Raw genomic sequence first — 18,861 nt, forward strand, 5'->3', positions numbered from 1 at the left:
GATTTCTCCATTAATCCGTGGGCTTTCTACCGCCAAGAACCGGCAATCACTCCCTTTGTCCGCCCTTGCCGCCACCCTTACCCGATTCCGCCCTTTATGAAAAATTCCATGACTTTCCATGCTTTTCCGCTGTGTTTCGGCTTACGCTGGCTGCCTTTGATGATTGCGGTGTCCGGATGCGTTCCCGCCGGGCTCGTGCAGGGGCAGACCCAAATTCCTTCCGGGGCCGCCGGATATATTTTGAACGCGGCAAACGGCACCAATTACGTGGTGGGCGCGGGCGTGCAGGTCAACAATCCCTCCACGGCGTCTCCCTCGGCTGCCGTTTATGACACGAGCGGAAACAACGTCTCCTGGACGATACGCAATTTCGGTGTCATCGGGTGGGTGACAAGCACGTCGACCGGATCTCCTTACAATGGAATCTACCTGTATTCGAGCGGAACCTCGACAATCATAAACGAGGCGGGGGGGAGCATCATTTCCGGCCAAGTCACCGGAGCATCGCGCGCCGGGGTGAACTTTAGCAACGGCTACGGCATCCTGACAAACGCAGGGTATGTCTATGGCGCCGCCCATGGCGTGATTATCGGCTACGGGGCGTCATCACTGGGAGGCTCGGTGACGAACTCGGGCACGATCATCGGCAATGCCTCGGGCAGGTATGGAATCTCCGCGGTGTATGGCGCGGTGGAGGTGCGCAACACGGGAGGCTTGATCTCAAGCACTGCATCCGACGGCGTCAGTTTCGCCCCGACGGTTGCGTCCGGCTCCCTCTGGAACAGCGGCGGCGGAACGATCATCGGCGGGGCATATGGAGTGAATACGGACAATGGAGGGTTTATAGAGAACAACGCGGCGCTCATCCAAGGGAACGGCGGCGCCGGCATTCGTCTCGCCGGAGGCTCGGGAACGATACGGAATATTTTCAGCGGCACGATTCTCGGAGCCGCGGGGCATGGGATAAACACTGGCCCCGTCGCGGTGGTGGTGGAGAATGATGCGGCGCATATCGAGGGAGCCGCCGGCTCCGGAGTGCGCCTGGCCGGTGCATCGAGCATCCTGCGCAACCTCGGCGGTGGGGTGATCATGGGCTCGGCCCACGGCGTAACCGTGGAGGGCGCCGCCGGCGTGCTGGTGGAGAATAACGCGGCGGGTATCAAAGGAGGCACCCACGGTGTAAGTTTCAACGCCTCGGCGTCAGGCACGGTGCGGAATATCAACAGTGGCAGCATTGCGGGCGCGAACAGCGGCGTTTATGCGCTGGGGGCGGTGGTGATCGAGAATGAGGCGGGATCGTTGATTCAGGCCGAGAGCGCCGCAGTCAATCACGCAGGGGTGTATCTCGGCGCTGGAGGCACTGTTGTGAACCGGGGCACCATCCAGAGTGTGAACAACAACATCGCGATTTTATTTTCCGCGACCGACGCCGCCGAGGGTTCGCTCACGCTTGATACAGGCTCCGTGCTGGATGGCGACGTGATCAGCACGAAGGCCACGGGCAACAAAGTCGTTCTTGCGGGCGAGGGAGTGGAGGACAGCCATTTCACCGGGACGAGCGCCGATACCGGCTTCGAGTCGCTGACGATGAACGGCACGCAGTGGACGCTCGGCGGGTCGATCGCGCTGACCGGCACGGCGGCGGATGCACTCGCCGTCAATTCCGGCACGCTCACCCTTGGCGGAGCTCTCGCGATGCCGAACGCTGGCGGCGTGTCGCTGGCGGCGGACAGCCTGCTGCATCTGGACTTTGCCGACGACGCCTCGCTTGCCGGCGTCATCAGCGGCGCGGGGTCGCTCACCCATGCGGGACCGGGATTGCTGGAGCTGACTGGCAGCAACACTTACTCCGGGCGGACCACGATCACGAGCGGCACGATCAAGGGTGGCATCGGCAGCAGCGCCCTTCATCTGGGCTCCGCCAGCGCGACATATCTCGTGGATCCGTCGGCGACACGGGTAACGCTCGCCAACATCACCGGCAATGGCGTGGTGGATATCCAGTCGGCCGATCTCGTCTTCGACGTGGTTGATTCCACGGACACGCAGACTTACGATTTCGCCGGCACGCTCAACAGCAATGGCGGCAACAAGCTCGTCAAGTCTGGCGAGGGCAAATTGACCTTGACCCAGTCGCTCGCATCCAAGCTCGACGGCGGCACCGTGGTCGAAAACGGCACGCTCGGCCTCGCCGATGCATCGTATATTGTCGCCACCGGCCTTGTGCTGGGCGGCGGGACGACGGCGGGGCTCATCGAATACACGGGCGCGGGCAACTGGAGCACCAATGTCACGCTGGCGGGCGCGGGCGGCGGGTTCAGCGTCGCATCTGGCACGCAGGGGCTCGCGATCACGGTGGACGGCTCGGGGGCGTTTGTGAAGGGCGGGGACGGGACGCTCGACATCCGGAGCACACTGTTCGGCGCAGGCATCGACGCCACCGAGGTGCGTGGCGGCGCGTTGATTGGAAACAAGGATGTGTTCAGGGGGGACATCACGCTCTCGGACAATGGCACGGTTGTCTATGATCACAATGGCGCGGCATGGCAGGACGCCCGCGATATTTCCGGAGCAGGCAATTTTATAAAGACTGGGGACGGCTTGCTGGAGTTGACCGGTTCGAACACCTATGCGGGCGACACCACGGTCCGCAGCGGCACGCTGCAGGGCAACATCGGGACGGGGGCGTTGACGGTGGACAGCGGAGCGACCTACAAGGTGGCGTCCGGGATTGATGCGTTTTCGATTGCCGGAGTCCAGGGCGGCGGAACCATTGATCTCAACGCCGCCAGCCTGAACCTCGACGTGGGCGCGGGCGTGAGCAGCACATTCAGCTTTAGCGGCAGCTTGATCAGCGCGAATCCCTCCTCCGCGCTCGTGAAGACGGGGGCGGGCACGGTCGAATTGCAAAGCGTGGTGGCATTGCAGGGAGGTGCCGCGATCCAGGACGGCACGCTTCGGCTGGCGAACCAGAATTTTATTCAGGCGCCCGTTGTTCTCGGCACGGGCAGCACGAGCGGGCTGATCGAATACACGGGCTCCGCGGCGTGGGCGCATGATATCACGCTTGCGGCCGGCGACGGCGGGGGATTTGCGGTCAACGGCGGCACGCTCGCCCTGACCGGCGGTTTTGCCATCAACGGCGCCGGCGATTTTGTGAAAGGCGGCAACGGCACGCTCGACATCACGGCGGCGAACATCACCGACACGGCAAACGGCGTTGTGCGCGTGCTCGACGGCACGCTGCGCGGCAATGCCGCGACATTCAAGGCCGGCGGCATCGAGGCCGTGGCGACGGCCAGCGTGATCGAGTTTTATCAAACCACCAGCGGCAGCTACGGAGGCGCTATCAGCGGCTCGGGCGCGCTGGTCAAGACCGGCGACGGCGCGCTTGCACTCGGCGGCGCCAATACCTACGGCGACACCATCATTCGCGGCGGCATGCTCTCCGGCAACCTTGGCGGCGGCACGCTCACCGTTGAGGCGTCCGGCACCTTCAGGGTCGACGACTCCGCGACGGAGTTCTCCGTGTCGGGCGTGCTCGGCAACGGCACCATCGACATGGCGAATGCGAACATGGTGCTCAATGTCGCCAGCGGCACGACGGAGTTCGCATTCGCGGGCAACCTAACCGGAGGAAAACAATTCATCAAGACGGGTGCGGGCACGCTTGATTTTCGCAGCGGCGTGCCGCTCAACGATGGCGCGGCCATCCGGGAAGGCGTGCTCAGGCTGGCCGACCAGTCCTTCGTAAAGGCGCCTGTCGTCATCGGCACCGTGACCACCGCGGCCATGATCGAATACACCGGCGCGAGCGCGTGGGCGCATGCCGTCACCCTGCAAGGACTGGGCGGCGGCTTCATCGTCGGCAGCGGCGAGGTCGCGATTTCCGCTGCGATCAACTCCTCCGACCATGCCGTGTTCGTCAAGGACGGCGCGGGCACGCTCGACATCACCGGCGCCACCACCAGCGGACTCGGCGGCGCGAAAATCCTGGCGGGTGTGTTGCGCGGCAGCGCCGCCTCGATGCCCGGTGCGGCCGTGGAAATTTCGGCTGGCGCGTCCGCCGAGTTTTATCAGGCCGCCGCCGCCGCCTATGCCGGCGCGATCAGCGGCTCCGGCTCGCTGATCAAGACCGGCACGGGCGCGCTTACGCTGAGCGGTTCGCTCACCCACACCGGGGCGACACTCATCAACCAAGGTCTGCTCAAGCTGGCCGCCGCCGGCGTGCTGCCCTCGGGCACGCCGCTGTCGATCAGCGCGAATGGCGCATTCGACACCGGCGGCTTCAGCCACAGCATCGCGACGCTGACCAATGACGGCGTGGTTTATCTCAATGCCAGCGTGAACTCCCGCGTCGGTGTGATCGAGACCGCCGACAAGCTGACCGTGACTGGCACGGCGTCGGGCACGGGACAGGTGCTGGTGCGCCTCAGCGAGAGCGAGACGACCTCGGGTGCAGCGACTGCGACGGTCATGGAAATCACCGGCACCGACGCCTCCGGCTACACCGCCGGCCTGGCCGGCCGCGCCGTGACCGGCCCGTATGACTGGACGGTGACGAAAGAGGGAAACCAGATAGTGCTTGCCGTCGGTGAACTCTCGCCCGAAGTGGCGGCGGCGGGCGGGCTGGATGCCGCGACCTATCTGGTCGGCAAAACCGCGCTCGCCTCGCTCAGCCAGCGTTTGATGATCTCGCGTTCAGGCGGCCAGGATCACTCCTTCCAAGTGTGGGGCGGCGGACTGCGCCGCGAGGATACGCTGACATCCGATCTGTATGACGGCGCCGAGGCGCGCACCAACGGCATCCAGATCGGCGGCGACTGGAACACCGGCAAAGCCACGGGAAAGCCGGTCATGATCGGCGCGTTTTATGATTACGCCTCGTCCGATCTGGACATGCCCGCGGATGCCTCCAAATCGACCACGAAATCCTATGGCCTTGGCATCTACGGCTCCTATCGCACGAAGTCGCTCTATGTTGACGTGATTCTCCGCAACGCCCGCGATGAATTTGAGGTGCGGGTGCCCTACACCGGATCGTTCTCGACGCAGGGTTACAGCATGGCCGCATCGGTCGAGGTGGGCGGCGTGCTGGCCAACAAATCGCCCTGGAACGTGGAGCCGCAGCTCCAGATTGTTTATCAACGGCACACCATCGACAACATTGTCGATGGCATGGGCCGCGACATCACGATCGACAGCGCCGACTCGGTCGAGGGCCGCGCGGGCGTGCGCCTGTGGCGCGAGTTTGCCGATGCCGATCGCACGCTGGCCTTCATTCCCTACCTGCGCGGGAGCATTATGTATGAGGCGAACGGCAAGGGCACGGTGACATTTTTGCAGGCGATCACCGATCCCGAGAATCCGGACAGGAAAAAGGATGTGGTTTTCGACAATAAATTCGGCGGTTCCGCCGGCGTGGTGGACGGTGGCTTCGCGCTGGAATGGAAACGCGGCTTCCGCCTCCAGGCGAACGGCGCGTGGTATTATGGAGACAGGATGGAAGGTTTCAGCGCCAGCGTCGCCGCCGCCTTCGTGTGGTAGGAGTCGGCACCCATCTTGAACAACGAAACCCGGACTGGCCGCGTTGCCACATCCCAAACGAGCGGGCGACGCGGCCAGCAACAATCACGAAACAGGCATTGATGCATGAACTTTATGAACAGCCCTATATTTTCCCGCAACAAAGCAACGCGCCGTCATGCGCCGTCAGATCGCCGCTCCGGCGTCCGCTCTTTCTTGCCCGCCATGATCGTCGCCGTCTCCGCCGTGATTTGCCCGGCGGCGGTCGCGCAAAATCCGGTGGTGGTGGATGGGATTCGCACCAGCGGTTTCGCGCTCAGGGCCGCAAGCGGCACCGCGTATGAAATCACCGAGGGATCGGTGGTAACCTACAACACCATCGCCTCGGCCGCCGCCGCGATCAACGACAGCGCCGGCGACACGGCAGGCTGGCTGATACGCAACTCCGGCTCCATCGGCATTGATCCCAACGGTGTTGCCCCAAACACGGGCATTTATCTTTCCACTACCGGTTCCTCCACGATCATCAATGATGCGACGGGTTTTATTCGCGGCAATCGTTCGGGCAATGACTATGGCGGCATCATCAGTTTCAACGGCCATATCACGCTGGTCAACGCGGGCGAACTTCGCGGCACCATCGGCATTCGCGCCTACAAGGGCGGATATGTGACCAATTCCGGGCTGATCGTGGGCAGCAACCAGGGCGTGCTGTTATACGCGGCCAACGATGCGGACGCGAATTATCAAGGCGTGCTCGTGAACACGGGCGAGATCCGGGGGGTGTCGCAGTTTGGCGTGCGCATGGATTATTATGATTCCATCGTGCAGAACACCGGCGGCTCCATCATCGGCGAGGGTTCCACCACGGTCGGCGTGCGGCTTGCCCGCAACGGACTATTGGAAAACACTGATGGACTTATCGACGCGACGGGACACGCCGTGGAACTCGTGCAGGGCGGCACGGTGGCCCACAATTCCGGCACCATCTCGAGCACGAACCGCAGCGGCATTCACGTGACGGGCAACAACAGCACCCGCATCACGCTGGGCTCAGGCGCCGTGATCACCGCGATGCAGGATGCGTCCAATTCCTACGCGAGCATTTATTCGGCATCGACGGAGGTGCATCTGGACAACGCCGGGATAATCCTCGGCGCGCGCAAGGCTTTGTATTTCGGCACCAATGCCGACAGCGTGATCAACAATCTGGCCGGCGGTATAATCCGCAACACGGTCAACCTTGGCGCCGCCACGGCGGTCGCGGCGGCGAGCGCGGCGATCGGCACCAATGCCGCCGCGATCACGATCAACAACGCCGGGCTGATCGAGGGCACGCCCTACGGCATCTACGCCGGCGGCGGCGCGACGATCACCAACACCGGCACGATTGGCGTCACGGGCTCCAGTCCGATTGCGGCAATTTACTTCAGCAGCACCAACCGGGCGGGTTCGCTCACCCTCGGCACTGGCTCGGTGCTGGAGGGCAATGTGGTCAGCAACTCGGGCACCTTCAATCGCATCATGCTGGTTGGTTCCGGCGCGGAAGACAGCCATTTCATCGGTGCCAGTGCGGCCACGGGATTCAATTCGCTCAGCATGGACGGTGATGACTGGACGCTCTCCGGGACGGTTTCGCTCATGGGCGCTTCGGCGGCGGCCTTGAACGTTGCCACCGGCACGCTTTCGATTGCAAACACCATTGCGTTCGGCAATGCCGCCGGCGGCGCCACGGTGGCGCACGGCGCCACGCTGCGTGTTGCCGACAATGGAAATCTCACTTCGTCCGCAACCGGCACCGCTGCGAAAATCACATTGGAGGGCAACTTGGTTTTCGACCGCACCGATAGCTTTACCTACAACGGTGCGATCAGCGGTTCCGGCTCGGTGACCAAGAACGGCACGGGCACGGTGACGCTTTCGGGTTCCAACACTTATGGCGATACCACGATCAATGCTGGCACGCTCCAGGGCAGGATCGGTGCCGGTATCCTTACCGTCAATACCGGCGGTGCTTACGACGCGGGCGCCGAGACCGAAGTGATTGTAGGCGGACTCGCAGGCAACGGTGTGATGGGACTCGGCTCGGCGGACTTGGTGTTCAATGTCGCGAGCGGCATCGGCGTGTTTGATTTCGCCGGCACCATCACCGGCGGCGGCCAATTTATCAAAACCGGCTCCGGCACGCTTGATTTGCAGCAGACGCTTACCCTGGGCAACGGGACGCTCGTCAGGGAAGGGGTGGTCAGACTCGATGATCAGGCGAAGCTCGGCGGCGGAATGGTCACGCTGGGCGGTATATCCACGCGGGGTTTGCTCGAATATACAGGAGCGGCGGATTGGACCAAGGACATCGGGCTGACTGGAACGGGCGGCGGCTTTATCATCGACGGGAACGCGAACTTTACCGCGACGGCGACGGGCGCGGGGGATTTTGTGAAATCGGGCAGCGGCGTGCTGGACATCACGGGGGCGACGATGAACAACACGGGCGACACGGTGGTGGAGGAGGGGACGCTGCGCGGCCACGCGGCCACGATCAAGGGCGACGCCAGCGTGGCGGAGGGCGCGGTTGTCGAGTTTTATCAAACTGTCGGCGGCACGTATGCCGGAGCGATCAGCGGCTCGGGCGCGCTGCACAAGACCGGGGACGGCGCGTTGAATCTGACGGGTGCGAATACCTACGGCGACACGCGTATCGGCGCGGGCCTGGTCGAGGGCAACATCGGCGTGGGCACGCTCACGGTGGAGAGCTCCGGCACGTATAAAATGGGCGCGGGGTCGAGCGTCGCCGTCACGGGCATTCTGGGCAACGGCACGATAGATTTGAATAATAACAATCTCGTCTTCGACGTGGCATCTGGCGTGACGGGCACGTTTGGCTTCCAAGGAGCGTTGAACAACGGCAATGACCTTATCAAGACCGGCGCGGGAACGTTGGAATTGAGCAACACGGTGGGGCTCGCCAACGCGCACATCAAGGACGGCGCGGTGAAGCTCGACGACCAGGGCAAACTCAACGTGGGTTCCATCACGCTGGGCGACACGACCACGCGCGGCCTGCTCGACTATACCGGGGCGGCGGACTGGGCCAAGGACATCGGCCTGGCCGGCGCGGGCGGCGGCTTTATCATCGACGGGAGTGCGAGCTTCACCGCGACGGTTACCGGCGCGGGAGATTTCGTGAAATCCGGGAGCGGGACGCTGGACATCACGGCAGCGACGATGAACAACACCGGCGACACCGTGGTGGACGGGGGCACGCTGCGCGGCAACGCGGCCACGATCAAGGGCGACACCAGCGTGGCGGAGGGCGCGACTGTCGAGTTTTATCAAATCACCGACGGCGCTTACGCTGGCATAATCAGCGGCTCGGGGGCGCTGCACAAGACCGGCGATGGCGCGCTGAACCTGACGGGTGCGAACACCTATGGCGACACGCTCATCAGCGCCGGTTTGGTCGAGGGCAACATCGGCGTGGGCACGCTCACGGTGGAGAGCTCCGGCACGTATAAAATGGGCGCGGGATCGAGTGTCGCCGTCACGGGCATTCTGGGCAACGGCACGATTGATTTGAATAATAATAACCTCGTCTTCGACGTGGCGTCTGGCGTGACGGGCACGTTTGGCTTTCAGGGCGCGTTGGGCAACGGCAACGATTTTATCAAGACCGGAGCAGGCACGCTGGAGTTGAACAGCACGGTGTCTCTGGCCAATGCGCATATCAAGGGCGGCGCGGTAAAACTCGACGACCAGGGCAGGCTCAATGTCGGCTCGATCACCTTGGGCGACACATCCACGCGCGGTTTGATTGAATACACGGGAGCGGCGGATTGGACCAAGAACATCGGGCTGACTGGAACGGGCGGCGGCTTTATCATCGACGGGAACGCGAACTTTACCGCGACGGCGACGGGCGCGGGGGATTTTGTGAAATCAGGCAGCGGCGTGCTGGACATCACGGGGGCGACGATGAACAACACAGGCGGCACGGTGGTGGAGGAGGGGACGCTGCGCGGCAACGCGGCCACGATCAAGGGCGACGCCGGCGTGGCGGAGGGGGCGGTTGTCGAGTTTTATCAAACCGTCGGCGGCACGTATGCCGGAGCGATCAGCGGCTCGGGCGCGCTGCACAAGACCGGGGACGGCGCGCTTACCCTCGACGCCGCAACCAACAGTTACGGCGACACTGTCATTGAGCAAGGCATGCTCATCGGCACCATCGGCACCGGTCAGCTCGATATAAACACCAGCGGCACCTACAAAGTGCGCGACGGCCAGCAGGCCTATACCACCGCGGGTATTGCCGGCGACGGCACGCTCGACCTGAACGAGGCCGACCTCGTGTTCGATATCGCAAGCGGCACCAGCGCGTTTAGTTTCAGCGGCAGCTACACCGGCGCGGATAACAATCAGCTTGTCAAGACCGGCGCGGGCACGCTCGACTTGCAAACCCGCGCGGCGCTTTCCGGCGGCGCCGCGATCAAGGAGGGCGTCGTGCGGCTGGCCAGCCAGGATTTCCTCGACACCGATATTATCCTCGGCGACACGGCCACCGTCGGCCTGCTCGAATACACCGGCGCGGCCGCGTGGACCAAGGCGCTCAAGGTCACCGGCGCGGGCGGAGGCTTCACCGTGGCCGCCGGCGCCGACGCGCGATTCTCCGGCGCGCTTTCCGGTGACGCGCTTTTCATCAAGGATGGCGAGGGCCGCCTCGACGCCACCGGCGCGGCTTTCACCAACACCGGCGGGATGCAGGTGCGCTCCGGCACGCTCGCGGGCACCGCGCAAAACATCGCCGCGGCCACCGAGGTCCAGCCCGGCGCCGTGCTGGAATTCGCCCAGGCAAACGACGGCGCCTACGGCGGCATGCTCACCGGCGCGGGCGCCTTTCTCAAGACGGGCGCGGGCGAGCTCACCTTGTCACAAGCGGTTGGATACAGCGGCGAGACCATCGTGCGAGAGGGTGTTGTCAAGGCCGGTGCCGCCAACATCTGGCTTAATACTTCGAGAGTCGTCACCGAGGCGGGCGGCGCGATCGACATGGGCGGATTCAATCAGTCCATCGCCAGCCTCGCCAACAACGGTGCGATCATTCTCAACGCCACCGTCAACTCGGTTGCCGGTATCATCTACAGTCACGACAGCCTCGCGGTGACCGGCAGCGCGTCCGGCGCGGGCAGAATCCGCGTAAGGCTCAACGAGGCCGCGTTCGACGGCGAACCTTGGTCCTTTGACGCCACGCTGCTCGAGATCACCGGCGCGGGCAATCCTGTCTACACCGCCGAGCTGGACGGCCGCCACGTTTCCGGTGCCTATGACTGGATGGTCTCCCGCTCCATCGACGGGAAAACCTACACGCTCAGCGCCGACCAGCTCTCGCCTGAGGTGCCCGCGGTCGGGGGCATTGATGCGGCCGGTTACCTGATTGGCCGCGCGTCACTCGGCGGACTCAGCCAGCGCCTCATGATGGCGCGCGGTAACGGAATTGGACATAGTTTCGACTTCTGGACCAACGGACTCTATCGGGAGGACCGGCTCGCAAATGCGCTTTATAACAAGGCCAGGGCCAGGACCAAGGGAGTCCAGGTTGGCGGCGATTGGAACAACAAAGCCAGCACCGACGATTATTTCACCATCGGCATGTTTTATGATTATGCCGAGACCGACATGGACTTGGACGGGAAAACCTCGTCCACCACCACGAAGTCACATGGTGTGGGGCTTTACGCCTCCTATCGCCCCGGCGTGGTTTATGCCGACGTGATTATTCGCAGCGCGCAGGAGGATTATGAGATAGTTGTCCCAGGCACGCGGTCATTTGCCACCGAAGGCACCAGTATCGCCGCTTCCATCGAGGTGGGCGGCAGGCTGCCGGTTGAGTGGAGTTGGAACATCGAGCCGCAGGCGCAGGCCGTCGTGCAAAAACACAAGGTGGACAATCCCACCGATGCCATGGGCCGCGAATACACCATCGAAAGCGCGGACACGCTTGAAGGCCGCGTGGGTGTCCGCATCTGGCGGGACATATTTGTCTGGAACGGCGGCAAACGACTCACTCCCTATGTTCGGGCCAGCCTGGTTTATGACTGGGACGGCCGCGGCTCGGTCATGGTCGCGGGCGGAAAATTTGATAATTATATCGGCGGTTCCATCGGGATGATAGACGCCGGTGCCTCCCTGCAGCTTGCAAAGCATTTCGATATCAACATCGACGGCGGCTGGTATGCCGGCAGCAAGCTCAACGGCTACACCTTCAACGCGGCGCTGAGCCTGCTTTGGTAATCCACCCGCAAATCCGCGCACCGCAGACATCACCGTCTCCACAACATCAAAATTTATATGACAAAAATGAGCACACCATCTCTTGGCTGTCCGGTCTTTCCGCTCGCGCCATCGCGCATCATCGCCCTCCTTTCATGCCTAGGCCTGATCGCCGGTCTCTCCGCCCAGTCCGTTTCTCCGCCGCCGTCCGCCCCGGCATCCACATCCGGTGCCGCCGTTCCAACGGATGATGAGGTGATCGTGCTGGATGTGTTTAATATTAATGAAACCACCCAGACCAACGAATGGGTGGCCACCCAGGCCCTCACCGGCACCCGCACGGCCGAGCAAATGGTCAACCTCCCATATCAAATCCAGGTCATCACCTCCGAGATGCTTCAGGATTTCGGCATGATCGCGGTGGTTGACCAATTGTCCGCCATCGGCGGTTTCGTCGGCGAGGCCGATCAGGCCGATCCGGCCATTGCGGCCAGCGCGGGCGTCAGCGGCGGCGGCGGCAAGCTGCGCGGTTTTTCCGCCCTCATCCTGCGCGACGGTTTCAGGATGACCCAGCCCCCGCAGAACATCAACACCCAGCAGGTCGAGGTCATCAAAGGTCCCATGTCCGCCCTTTATGGCGCGGCCCAACCGGGCGGCCTGATCAACTATATTTCCCGTCGCCCGACCTCGAAGGCCAGGTATGAGTTTAGTTTCACCGCCGGCTCATACGACCGTTGGGAACCCAGCGTGCTTATCAACACCCCGGTCGTGCGGAACAAAGTCTATATTCTTGTGGGAGCGCAGCATATGTCCCGCAAGAGCAATGTTCAATACGTGGAGGCGAACACCACCACTCTTTTTGGCAGCGTCCTCTACAAGCCTTTTAAATCCACCAATATAACGGTTTCTTTCGAGACCCAGCACCTTGACGGCATCCGCCAGGCCGGTGCGCCCAATTATGTGGTGGACGCCAATCTCGTCGATGGCACGACCAATCCCGTCAACTGGGACACGGACACCGGCTATGTGGCCGGCATTTGGTGGCCTTGGATAGAGCAGGGGCTCAATCTTTCCGGCCCCAACGAATGGTATAACCGCGATTATGACCGCTGGCATGTCCAGTTCGAACAGGGCTTGGGCAGAAACTGGCGCCTGAAGGCCGCTTATCAGTGGCAGGTAAAGACCTTTGACCAGAATTACTACAACAGCTCAAATCTCAGCTTGGCGCACGAGGGGTTGGCCACGGCGGCTGACGGACGGCCTTATGGTGGTTTCAGCGGCTATGTCCCCGAGGTGCGTTTTCAAGACTATTCCTTCCCCTATGCCGCCTTGGTGGATCTGTCCGGAGAGTTCAATACCGGCAAAATACGGCACAAGCTGCTTTTTACCGCAGACATTTCAAAAGTGGAACTGGACAGCCAGGCGTGGCGCCTGCCCACCCCGTCGCAAAGTCCGCAGTTTGGCGCGGATGTGCCGGCGGATATCCGCTACATGGATCCCCTCCATCCGAACTATGATCTTGTCTCCTGGTATAATCCCCCCGGTGGCGGCGGCATCTATGACAATATTCACAGCCGCGATCGCGATCTGGCGCATGTGGATGAGAACAATTCCAACGCCGCGCACGGCGAAAATGCGCGGGCGCGCATGAGCAGCGTCCACTACACGAACCTGAAAGCATACGGTTATTCCGTCAGCGAGCGTATGTTTCTTTTCAGGGACCGGCTTATCCTCATGGGCAGTCTGCGCCTCGACCAGACAGAGTATCAGGACTACCAAATGACCACCAGCCGCAACGTTTACCGCCAATGGACGCAAGACGGGGAGCAGCTGCGGGCGCTGGCCACCGCGCGGCATGAAAACGGACAAAGGGTGGGGGTCCAGTATTTCGACGGCGCCGCCTGGCAGACGAAGATGACAACGGACGGCAGCGGACGCCCGGTGCCGATGACCGTGCCCGCCGTCTTCAGCCCCAACTGGGTTCCCGGCGAGGAAGACAAGCTTACATACAGCGTGGGTGCGACATGGAAGGCGCTTTCCGATGACAAGCTGATCGCGTTTGCCAACTACAGCACTTCCTTCAATCCCGAGATCGTGGTTGATGACGGCATAGGGGAGCTGATGCCCAACGAGACCGGCAAGGGGTTTGAAGCCGGGATCAAGTTTCTTCCCTACGGCAAGAAGCTGATCACCGTCCTCAGCTACTTCGATATTGAGAAACACAATATCGCCATATCCAACCCCGATTACCGGCAGGGCGACGGCTCACCCCAGTATCTCGGCTCCGGCGCCCAGCGCGTCACGGGCGTGGACATGGACCTGACATGGATTCCAATCAAAGACCTCACCCTCCTCGCATCCGCCTCCTACATGGATTCCGAGACGATCGAGAGCGCCAACAAGACTCTGGTCGGAAATCGCATGACGGCCCTGCCGAACAAAACCTTTCAGGCTCGCGCGAGATATCGCCTCCCTCCCGGTCTTTTCCGGGGATTCACCGTCGGCGCAGATGTCTCCTATCGCTCCGGCTGGGTGCGCGGCTATTACACGGCCCCGACCAGTTCTTCCGCCGGGCGCCTCTATGAATGGATGCCCGACAACATCCTCTGGGGCGGTTTCATTCGCTATGAATGGAAAGCCGGGAAAAGGACCACCCAGCAGCTCAGCCTCAGCTGCCGCAATATGTTCGACAAGCTGCACACCGGCCTGGGCTCCACCCGCAGCCTCGGGCGTCAGGTGAACCTGACTTACAAGATCATATATCGTTAATCGTGCTTCTTGGGGAACCCATTAAAATGCCATTCCTTAAACCCGCCCGGCGCCGCTGGATCATCGTCGCAATCATATTCGGCGCGATGGTGCTTAACTATATCGACCGCGTGACGCTTTCCTTCCTCGAAAAGGAAATCAAGACGCTGTTCGGCCTGAACAACATCGGCTATGCTTGGGTTGCCAATGTGTTCATCTTTTTCTACGCGGTGATGTATCCGGTGTCGGGATGGCTCGTTGACCGCTTCGGGCGGGGCGACGGTGTGCGCCGGATGATGTTCGGCGGCATTGTCGTGTGGTCTGCCGCGTGCATCGGGGCCGCCTTCACGCGGGTGGCGTGGACGTTCGGCTTGTGTCGCGCGCTGCTTGGCGCCGCCGAACCGATGGCCTACGCCGCGCAGTTGCGCGTGGTCACGGAGTGGTTCCCGAAGAGGCTCCGCGCCACCGCCAACAGCCTGTGCGTGGCCGGCGGCACCATCGGCATGGTCATCGCCGCGCCCCTGCTCGTGGGGCTGAAGGAAAGCTTCGACTGGCGCGCCGCCTTCCTCGTGCCCGGCGTGCTCGGACTGGCCATCGGCGCGCTCTGGCTGGTGTTTTATCGCAACCCGCCGCCGGAGGTGCTGGCGGAAAACACCGGCTCGGCCTCCACCGCGCAGGAGCCGGCCTTCACCTGGCCGCAACTATGGAAGACCCGCACACTATGGGGTGTCATCCTCGTGCGTTTCATCAGCGACCCGGTCTGGTATTTCTGCCTGTTCTGGCTGCCCGGCTACCTGAAAACCGCCGGCCTTTCCGAGAAGCAGGTCGGCTTGTTCGGCTGGATCCCGTTTCTGTTCGCCGCCGCCGGCGGTATCGCCAGCGGCATTGTCTCCGACCGCATGGTGCGCGGCGGCATGGCTCCGCTGCGCGCCCGCAAGCTCATGCTCACTGCCGCCGCCGTCCTCATGCCCGTCTTTGCCCTCACCCCGCACATCGCAAGCCCGTCCCTCGTCATCGCCGTCTTCAGCCTCGTGTGCGCCATCTGCCTGAGCTGGCTGTTCACCGTGCCGGTGATGATGACGGAGACCTTCCCCACCCGCAACGTCAGCGGCGTGCTCGGCATCGCCGCCGGCTGCGGCGCCTTCGGCTCCGTCCTCTTCAACCTTTTTGTCGGCAAGCACCTCGACGACGCGAACCCCGCCGTCATCTTCACCGTGATGGGCGGCCTGCATCTGCTGGCCTCGGCGGTTCTGTGGACCATGGCGAGGAAGGAGACGCCCCGCGCGGCGTGATTTTCCCATCAAGCACAATAAACAAATATAATCATGAAAACCGAAAATAATATCATCATCGAGCCGGCCCGCGAAACGCCGGTTTACAAGGAGACCGACGTGCTCGTGGTCGGCGGCGGCCCCGCCGGCATCATGGCCGCCCTGGCCGCGGCGGAAAGCGGCCGGCGCGTGGTGCTGGCGGAAAGCCGCAGCCACGTGGGCGGCAATCTCACCCTCGGGCTGCCGATCCTCGGCTTTCTCAGCCAGAAAAAGGAGCTGATTATAAAAGGGCTTCCTCAAAAACTCATGGAACGCCTCAAGGCCAAGGGCGCGGCCAGCGACCATCAGCCGTGCCCGCTGCATGTCAGCCTGACCATTGTCGATCCCGAGGTTATAAAGACCGAGGCGATGGCCATGCTGCTCGAGGCGGGCGTGGAGATTCTCCTGCACACGATGTTTGCCGACGCGATTGTGGAGGACGGGAAAATCAAAGGCTGCATTTTCCAGGGCAAGGGCCGCCGCGAGGCGATCCTTGCCGGGCAGGTCGTCGATTGCACGGGCGATGGCGATGTGGCATTCCAGGCGGGCGCGCCTTGCGAAAAGGGCGATGCGGGCGGCGGCATGCAGCCGCCCACGCTCATGTTCCGCCTCGACAATGTGGACACGGACAAACTCCGCAAAAGCATCGCCGGCCAGCCGGGCGTGTATCAGATGGATTTTATCCCGCCTGATTATTTCGGGCAGAACAGCCGCTTTATCACGGTCGGCCTGCGCAATCTTATTGAGAAAGCCCGCGCCGACGGCGTGAAGGTTCCCACCGACCGGACGATTATCATAACCGGCATCCGCAAGGGCGAGGCGTGGATCAACATGACCCGGGTCAAGGAAATCGACGGCTCGGACTCGCACAGCCTCACCGACGGCGAGATCATCGCGCGGCAGCAGATCGACGGCATCGTGAAATACCTGACCGGCTACGTTCCGGGGTTTGAAAACGCGTGGTTTTCCATGACCTCGCCTTTCCTCGGCATCCGTGAATCTCGGCGTGTCGTCGGGCAATACATGCTCAACCGGGACGATCTTCTGAGCTGTGGCAAGTTTGCCGACGCCGTCGCCGTCGGCAGCTACCCGATTGATATCCATCGTCCGAACGACAACGACTGCACGCTCGAATGGTGCGGCGATTGTTATGATATTCCCTACCGCTCGCTCGTGCCGCAGAAAATAGAAAACCTGCTCATTGCAGGGCGCTGCATCGGCACCACGCACGAGGCCATGGCCGCCACGCGCGTGATGTCCACCTGCATGGCCATCGGCGAGGCCGCCGGCCGGGCGGCGGCCATGTGCGCCGCCGATGGCATCACTCCGGCCGCGCTCGACGTCAAAAAACTGCGGGAGGCGCTGCGCGCGAGCGGGGCCTATCTGCGTTCCTAAAGCCATGGCCATCGTAGCAGGAATTGATTTCGGCACCCGGAGCGTCCGCGTCTCTATCGTGGACGATGGGCGCGGCATGCTCGGTTCCTGCGCGTGCCCGTATCAAGTCATCCGCAAGGAGGACAATCCCGACCACGCCTCGCAACGCCACGAGGACCACATGGATTCGCTGGAGCGTGCCTTCAAGGGCGCACTTGCGGAATCCGGTGCTGTCGGGGCCGACGTGCGCGCCCTCGCGCTGGCGACCACGGGCTCGACCATCGTGCCGCTCGGCGCGGACCTGCAGCCGCTCGACGAATATTATTTGTGGTGCGATCATCGCGCCGCAAAAGAGGCGGCGGAGATCACGGAAACCGCCCGCCGCATCGGCTGGAAAGGCATCGATTGGGCGGGCGGCGCGTATTCGGCGGAGATGGGTCTGGCCAAAATCCTGCATTGGCTGAGAAACAATCCCGGGCGGCGGCGCGAATTCGCCGCCGTGGCGGAGCATGGCGACATGGCGGTGGCTGTCTTGTGCGGCATCGCCGACCCCGCGGCGATTCCCCGCGGCGCGTGCGGAATGGGTCATAAATGGCTGTATAATGCCGCGCACGGCGGGTTGCCGCCGAAGGCATTTCTGGAAGCGGTGGACCCGCTGCTCGGAGACATCGCCGCCAAACTTCAAGGCCCGTGCAAGGCCTCGGACAACATCGCCGGATTCCTATGCCCGGAGTGGGCGGGCAGGCTTGGCCTCAAGGCCGGCATACCGATTCCGTTTGCCGGCATCGACGCGCACTGGGACGCGATTGCGGCCGGCATCGCGCCCGGCGACATTGTGAATGTCATCGGCACATCGGCCTGCGTGATGGCGATCACGCCGGAATGTGGTCCGATTCCGGGCGTGTTCAGTGTGGCCCGCGGCTCGATCCACCCCGCGCACATGGGTATCGAGGCGGGGCTTTCGGCGGCGGGCGACTTGCTGGAGGCGATTGCGCGGCGCGCCGGAAAAACGGTTCCTGAAATGTCGCGCGCCGTGGCCCATTATAAAACCGGCCAGTCGGGCATGGTTCGGCTGGTATGGGACAATGGCGACCGCAGCATCCTCATGAAACCGCGGCTGCGCGGAATCACCTTGGGCTGGACGTTGCAGAGCACGGCGGAGGATGAATTCCACGCGGCGATGGAAGGCTTGGCGTTCCACACGAGGATAATATTGGAGCACATCGGCGCGCACGGCGTGCCGATCAACCGTGTCATCAACGGCGGCGGCATTCCGCGCAAGGATGATGTGTTAAACCAAATCTACGCCAGCATCCTTGACAAGCCGGTGCTCGTGCCTGCGGGAAACACGACGGGCCTGGGCGCGGCTGCTTTCGCTTTCATCGCCGCCGGCCTTTTCAGGACCATTGAGGAAACCCAAAACGTCCTTCGTCCCGTCTACCGCATTTTTTCCCCCGATCCCGTCTGTGCCGAAACGGGCAAACGCGCCTACGCCGCCTTCAAGTCCCTCTATTTCTCCCTCGGGGCCGCCGATCCGCCGGGAGCGGACGGGGCTGCTGACAAATAACAGATGGGGAAAAACTCACCAAATTCCAGAACGCATCAACAATTCACCACAAGGAAAATATCAAATCCTATT

General features: G+C 62.6%; 6 protein-coding genes. All 6 read left to right on the forward strand.

The features are described from left to right. Positions 1-240: 240 nt before the first annotated feature. The 6 genes from OH491_RS17820 to OH491_RS17845 all read left to right on the forward strand — a co-directional run bounded on the left by OH491_RS17820 (position 241) and on the right by OH491_RS17845 (position 18,789). Positions 241-5,547, forward strand: coding sequence for an autotransporter outer membrane beta-barrel domain-containing protein (locus tag OH491_RS17820; protein WP_334319281.1), 5,307 nt, complete (start codon positions 241-243; stop codon positions 5,545-5,547). 204 nt (positions 5,548-5,751) lie between these two features. Next, complete coding sequence (locus OH491_RS17825; protein ID WP_068770256.1) at positions 5,752-11,811, forward strand: autotransporter outer membrane beta-barrel domain-containing protein; 6,060 nt, start codon at positions 5,752-5,754, stop codon at positions 11,809-11,811. Between the two features lie 66 nt (positions 11,812-11,877). Beyond that, on the forward strand, positions 11,878-14,559 hold the full coding sequence (locus OH491_RS17830) for a TonB-dependent receptor (protein ID WP_334319280.1): 2,682 nt from the start codon (positions 11,878-11,880) through the stop codon (positions 14,557-14,559). Positions 14,560-14,585: 26 nt separating this feature from the next. Beyond that, a complete protein-coding gene (locus OH491_RS17835) occupies positions 14,586-15,830 on the forward strand; it encodes an MFS transporter (RefSeq protein ID WP_068770254.1) in 1,245 nt (414 codons plus the stop codon). A gap of 33 nt (positions 15,831-15,863) precedes the next feature. Further along, positions 15,864-17,243, forward strand: coding sequence for an FAD-dependent oxidoreductase (locus OH491_RS17840; RefSeq protein ID WP_068770253.1), 1,380 nt, complete (start codon positions 15,864-15,866; stop codon positions 17,241-17,243). A 4-nt stretch (positions 17,244-17,247) separates the two neighbouring features. Further along, complete coding sequence (locus OH491_RS17845; protein ID WP_068770252.1) at positions 17,248-18,789, forward strand: ribulokinase; 1,542 nt, start codon at positions 17,248-17,250, stop codon at positions 18,787-18,789. Positions 18,790-18,861 lie beyond the last annotated feature (72 nt).

This window comes from Termitidicoccus mucosus, assembly GCF_038725785.1.
Lineage (GTDB): Bacteria > Verrucomicrobiota > Verrucomicrobiia > Opitutales > Opitutaceae > Termitidicoccus > Termitidicoccus mucosus.

Coding starts and splice junctions, on each gene's coding strand:
- OH491_RS17825 (WP_068770256.1), top strand. CDS start 5,752: ATGATCGTCGCCGTCTCCGCCGTGATTTGCCCGGCGGCGGTCGCGCAA.
- OH491_RS17830 (WP_334319280.1), top strand. CDS start 11,878: ATGAGCACACCATCTCTTGGCTGTCCGGTCTTTCCGCTCGCGCCATCG.
- OH491_RS17835 (WP_068770254.1), top strand. CDS start 14,586: ATGCCATTCCTTAAACCCGCCCGGCGCCGCTGGATCATCGTCGCAATC.
- OH491_RS17840 (WP_068770253.1), top strand. CDS start 15,864: ATGAAAACCGAAAATAATATCATCATCGAGCCGGCCCGCGAAACGCCG.
- OH491_RS17845 (WP_068770252.1), top strand. CDS start 17,248: ATGGCCATCGTAGCAGGAATTGATTTCGGCACCCGGAGCGTCCGCGTC.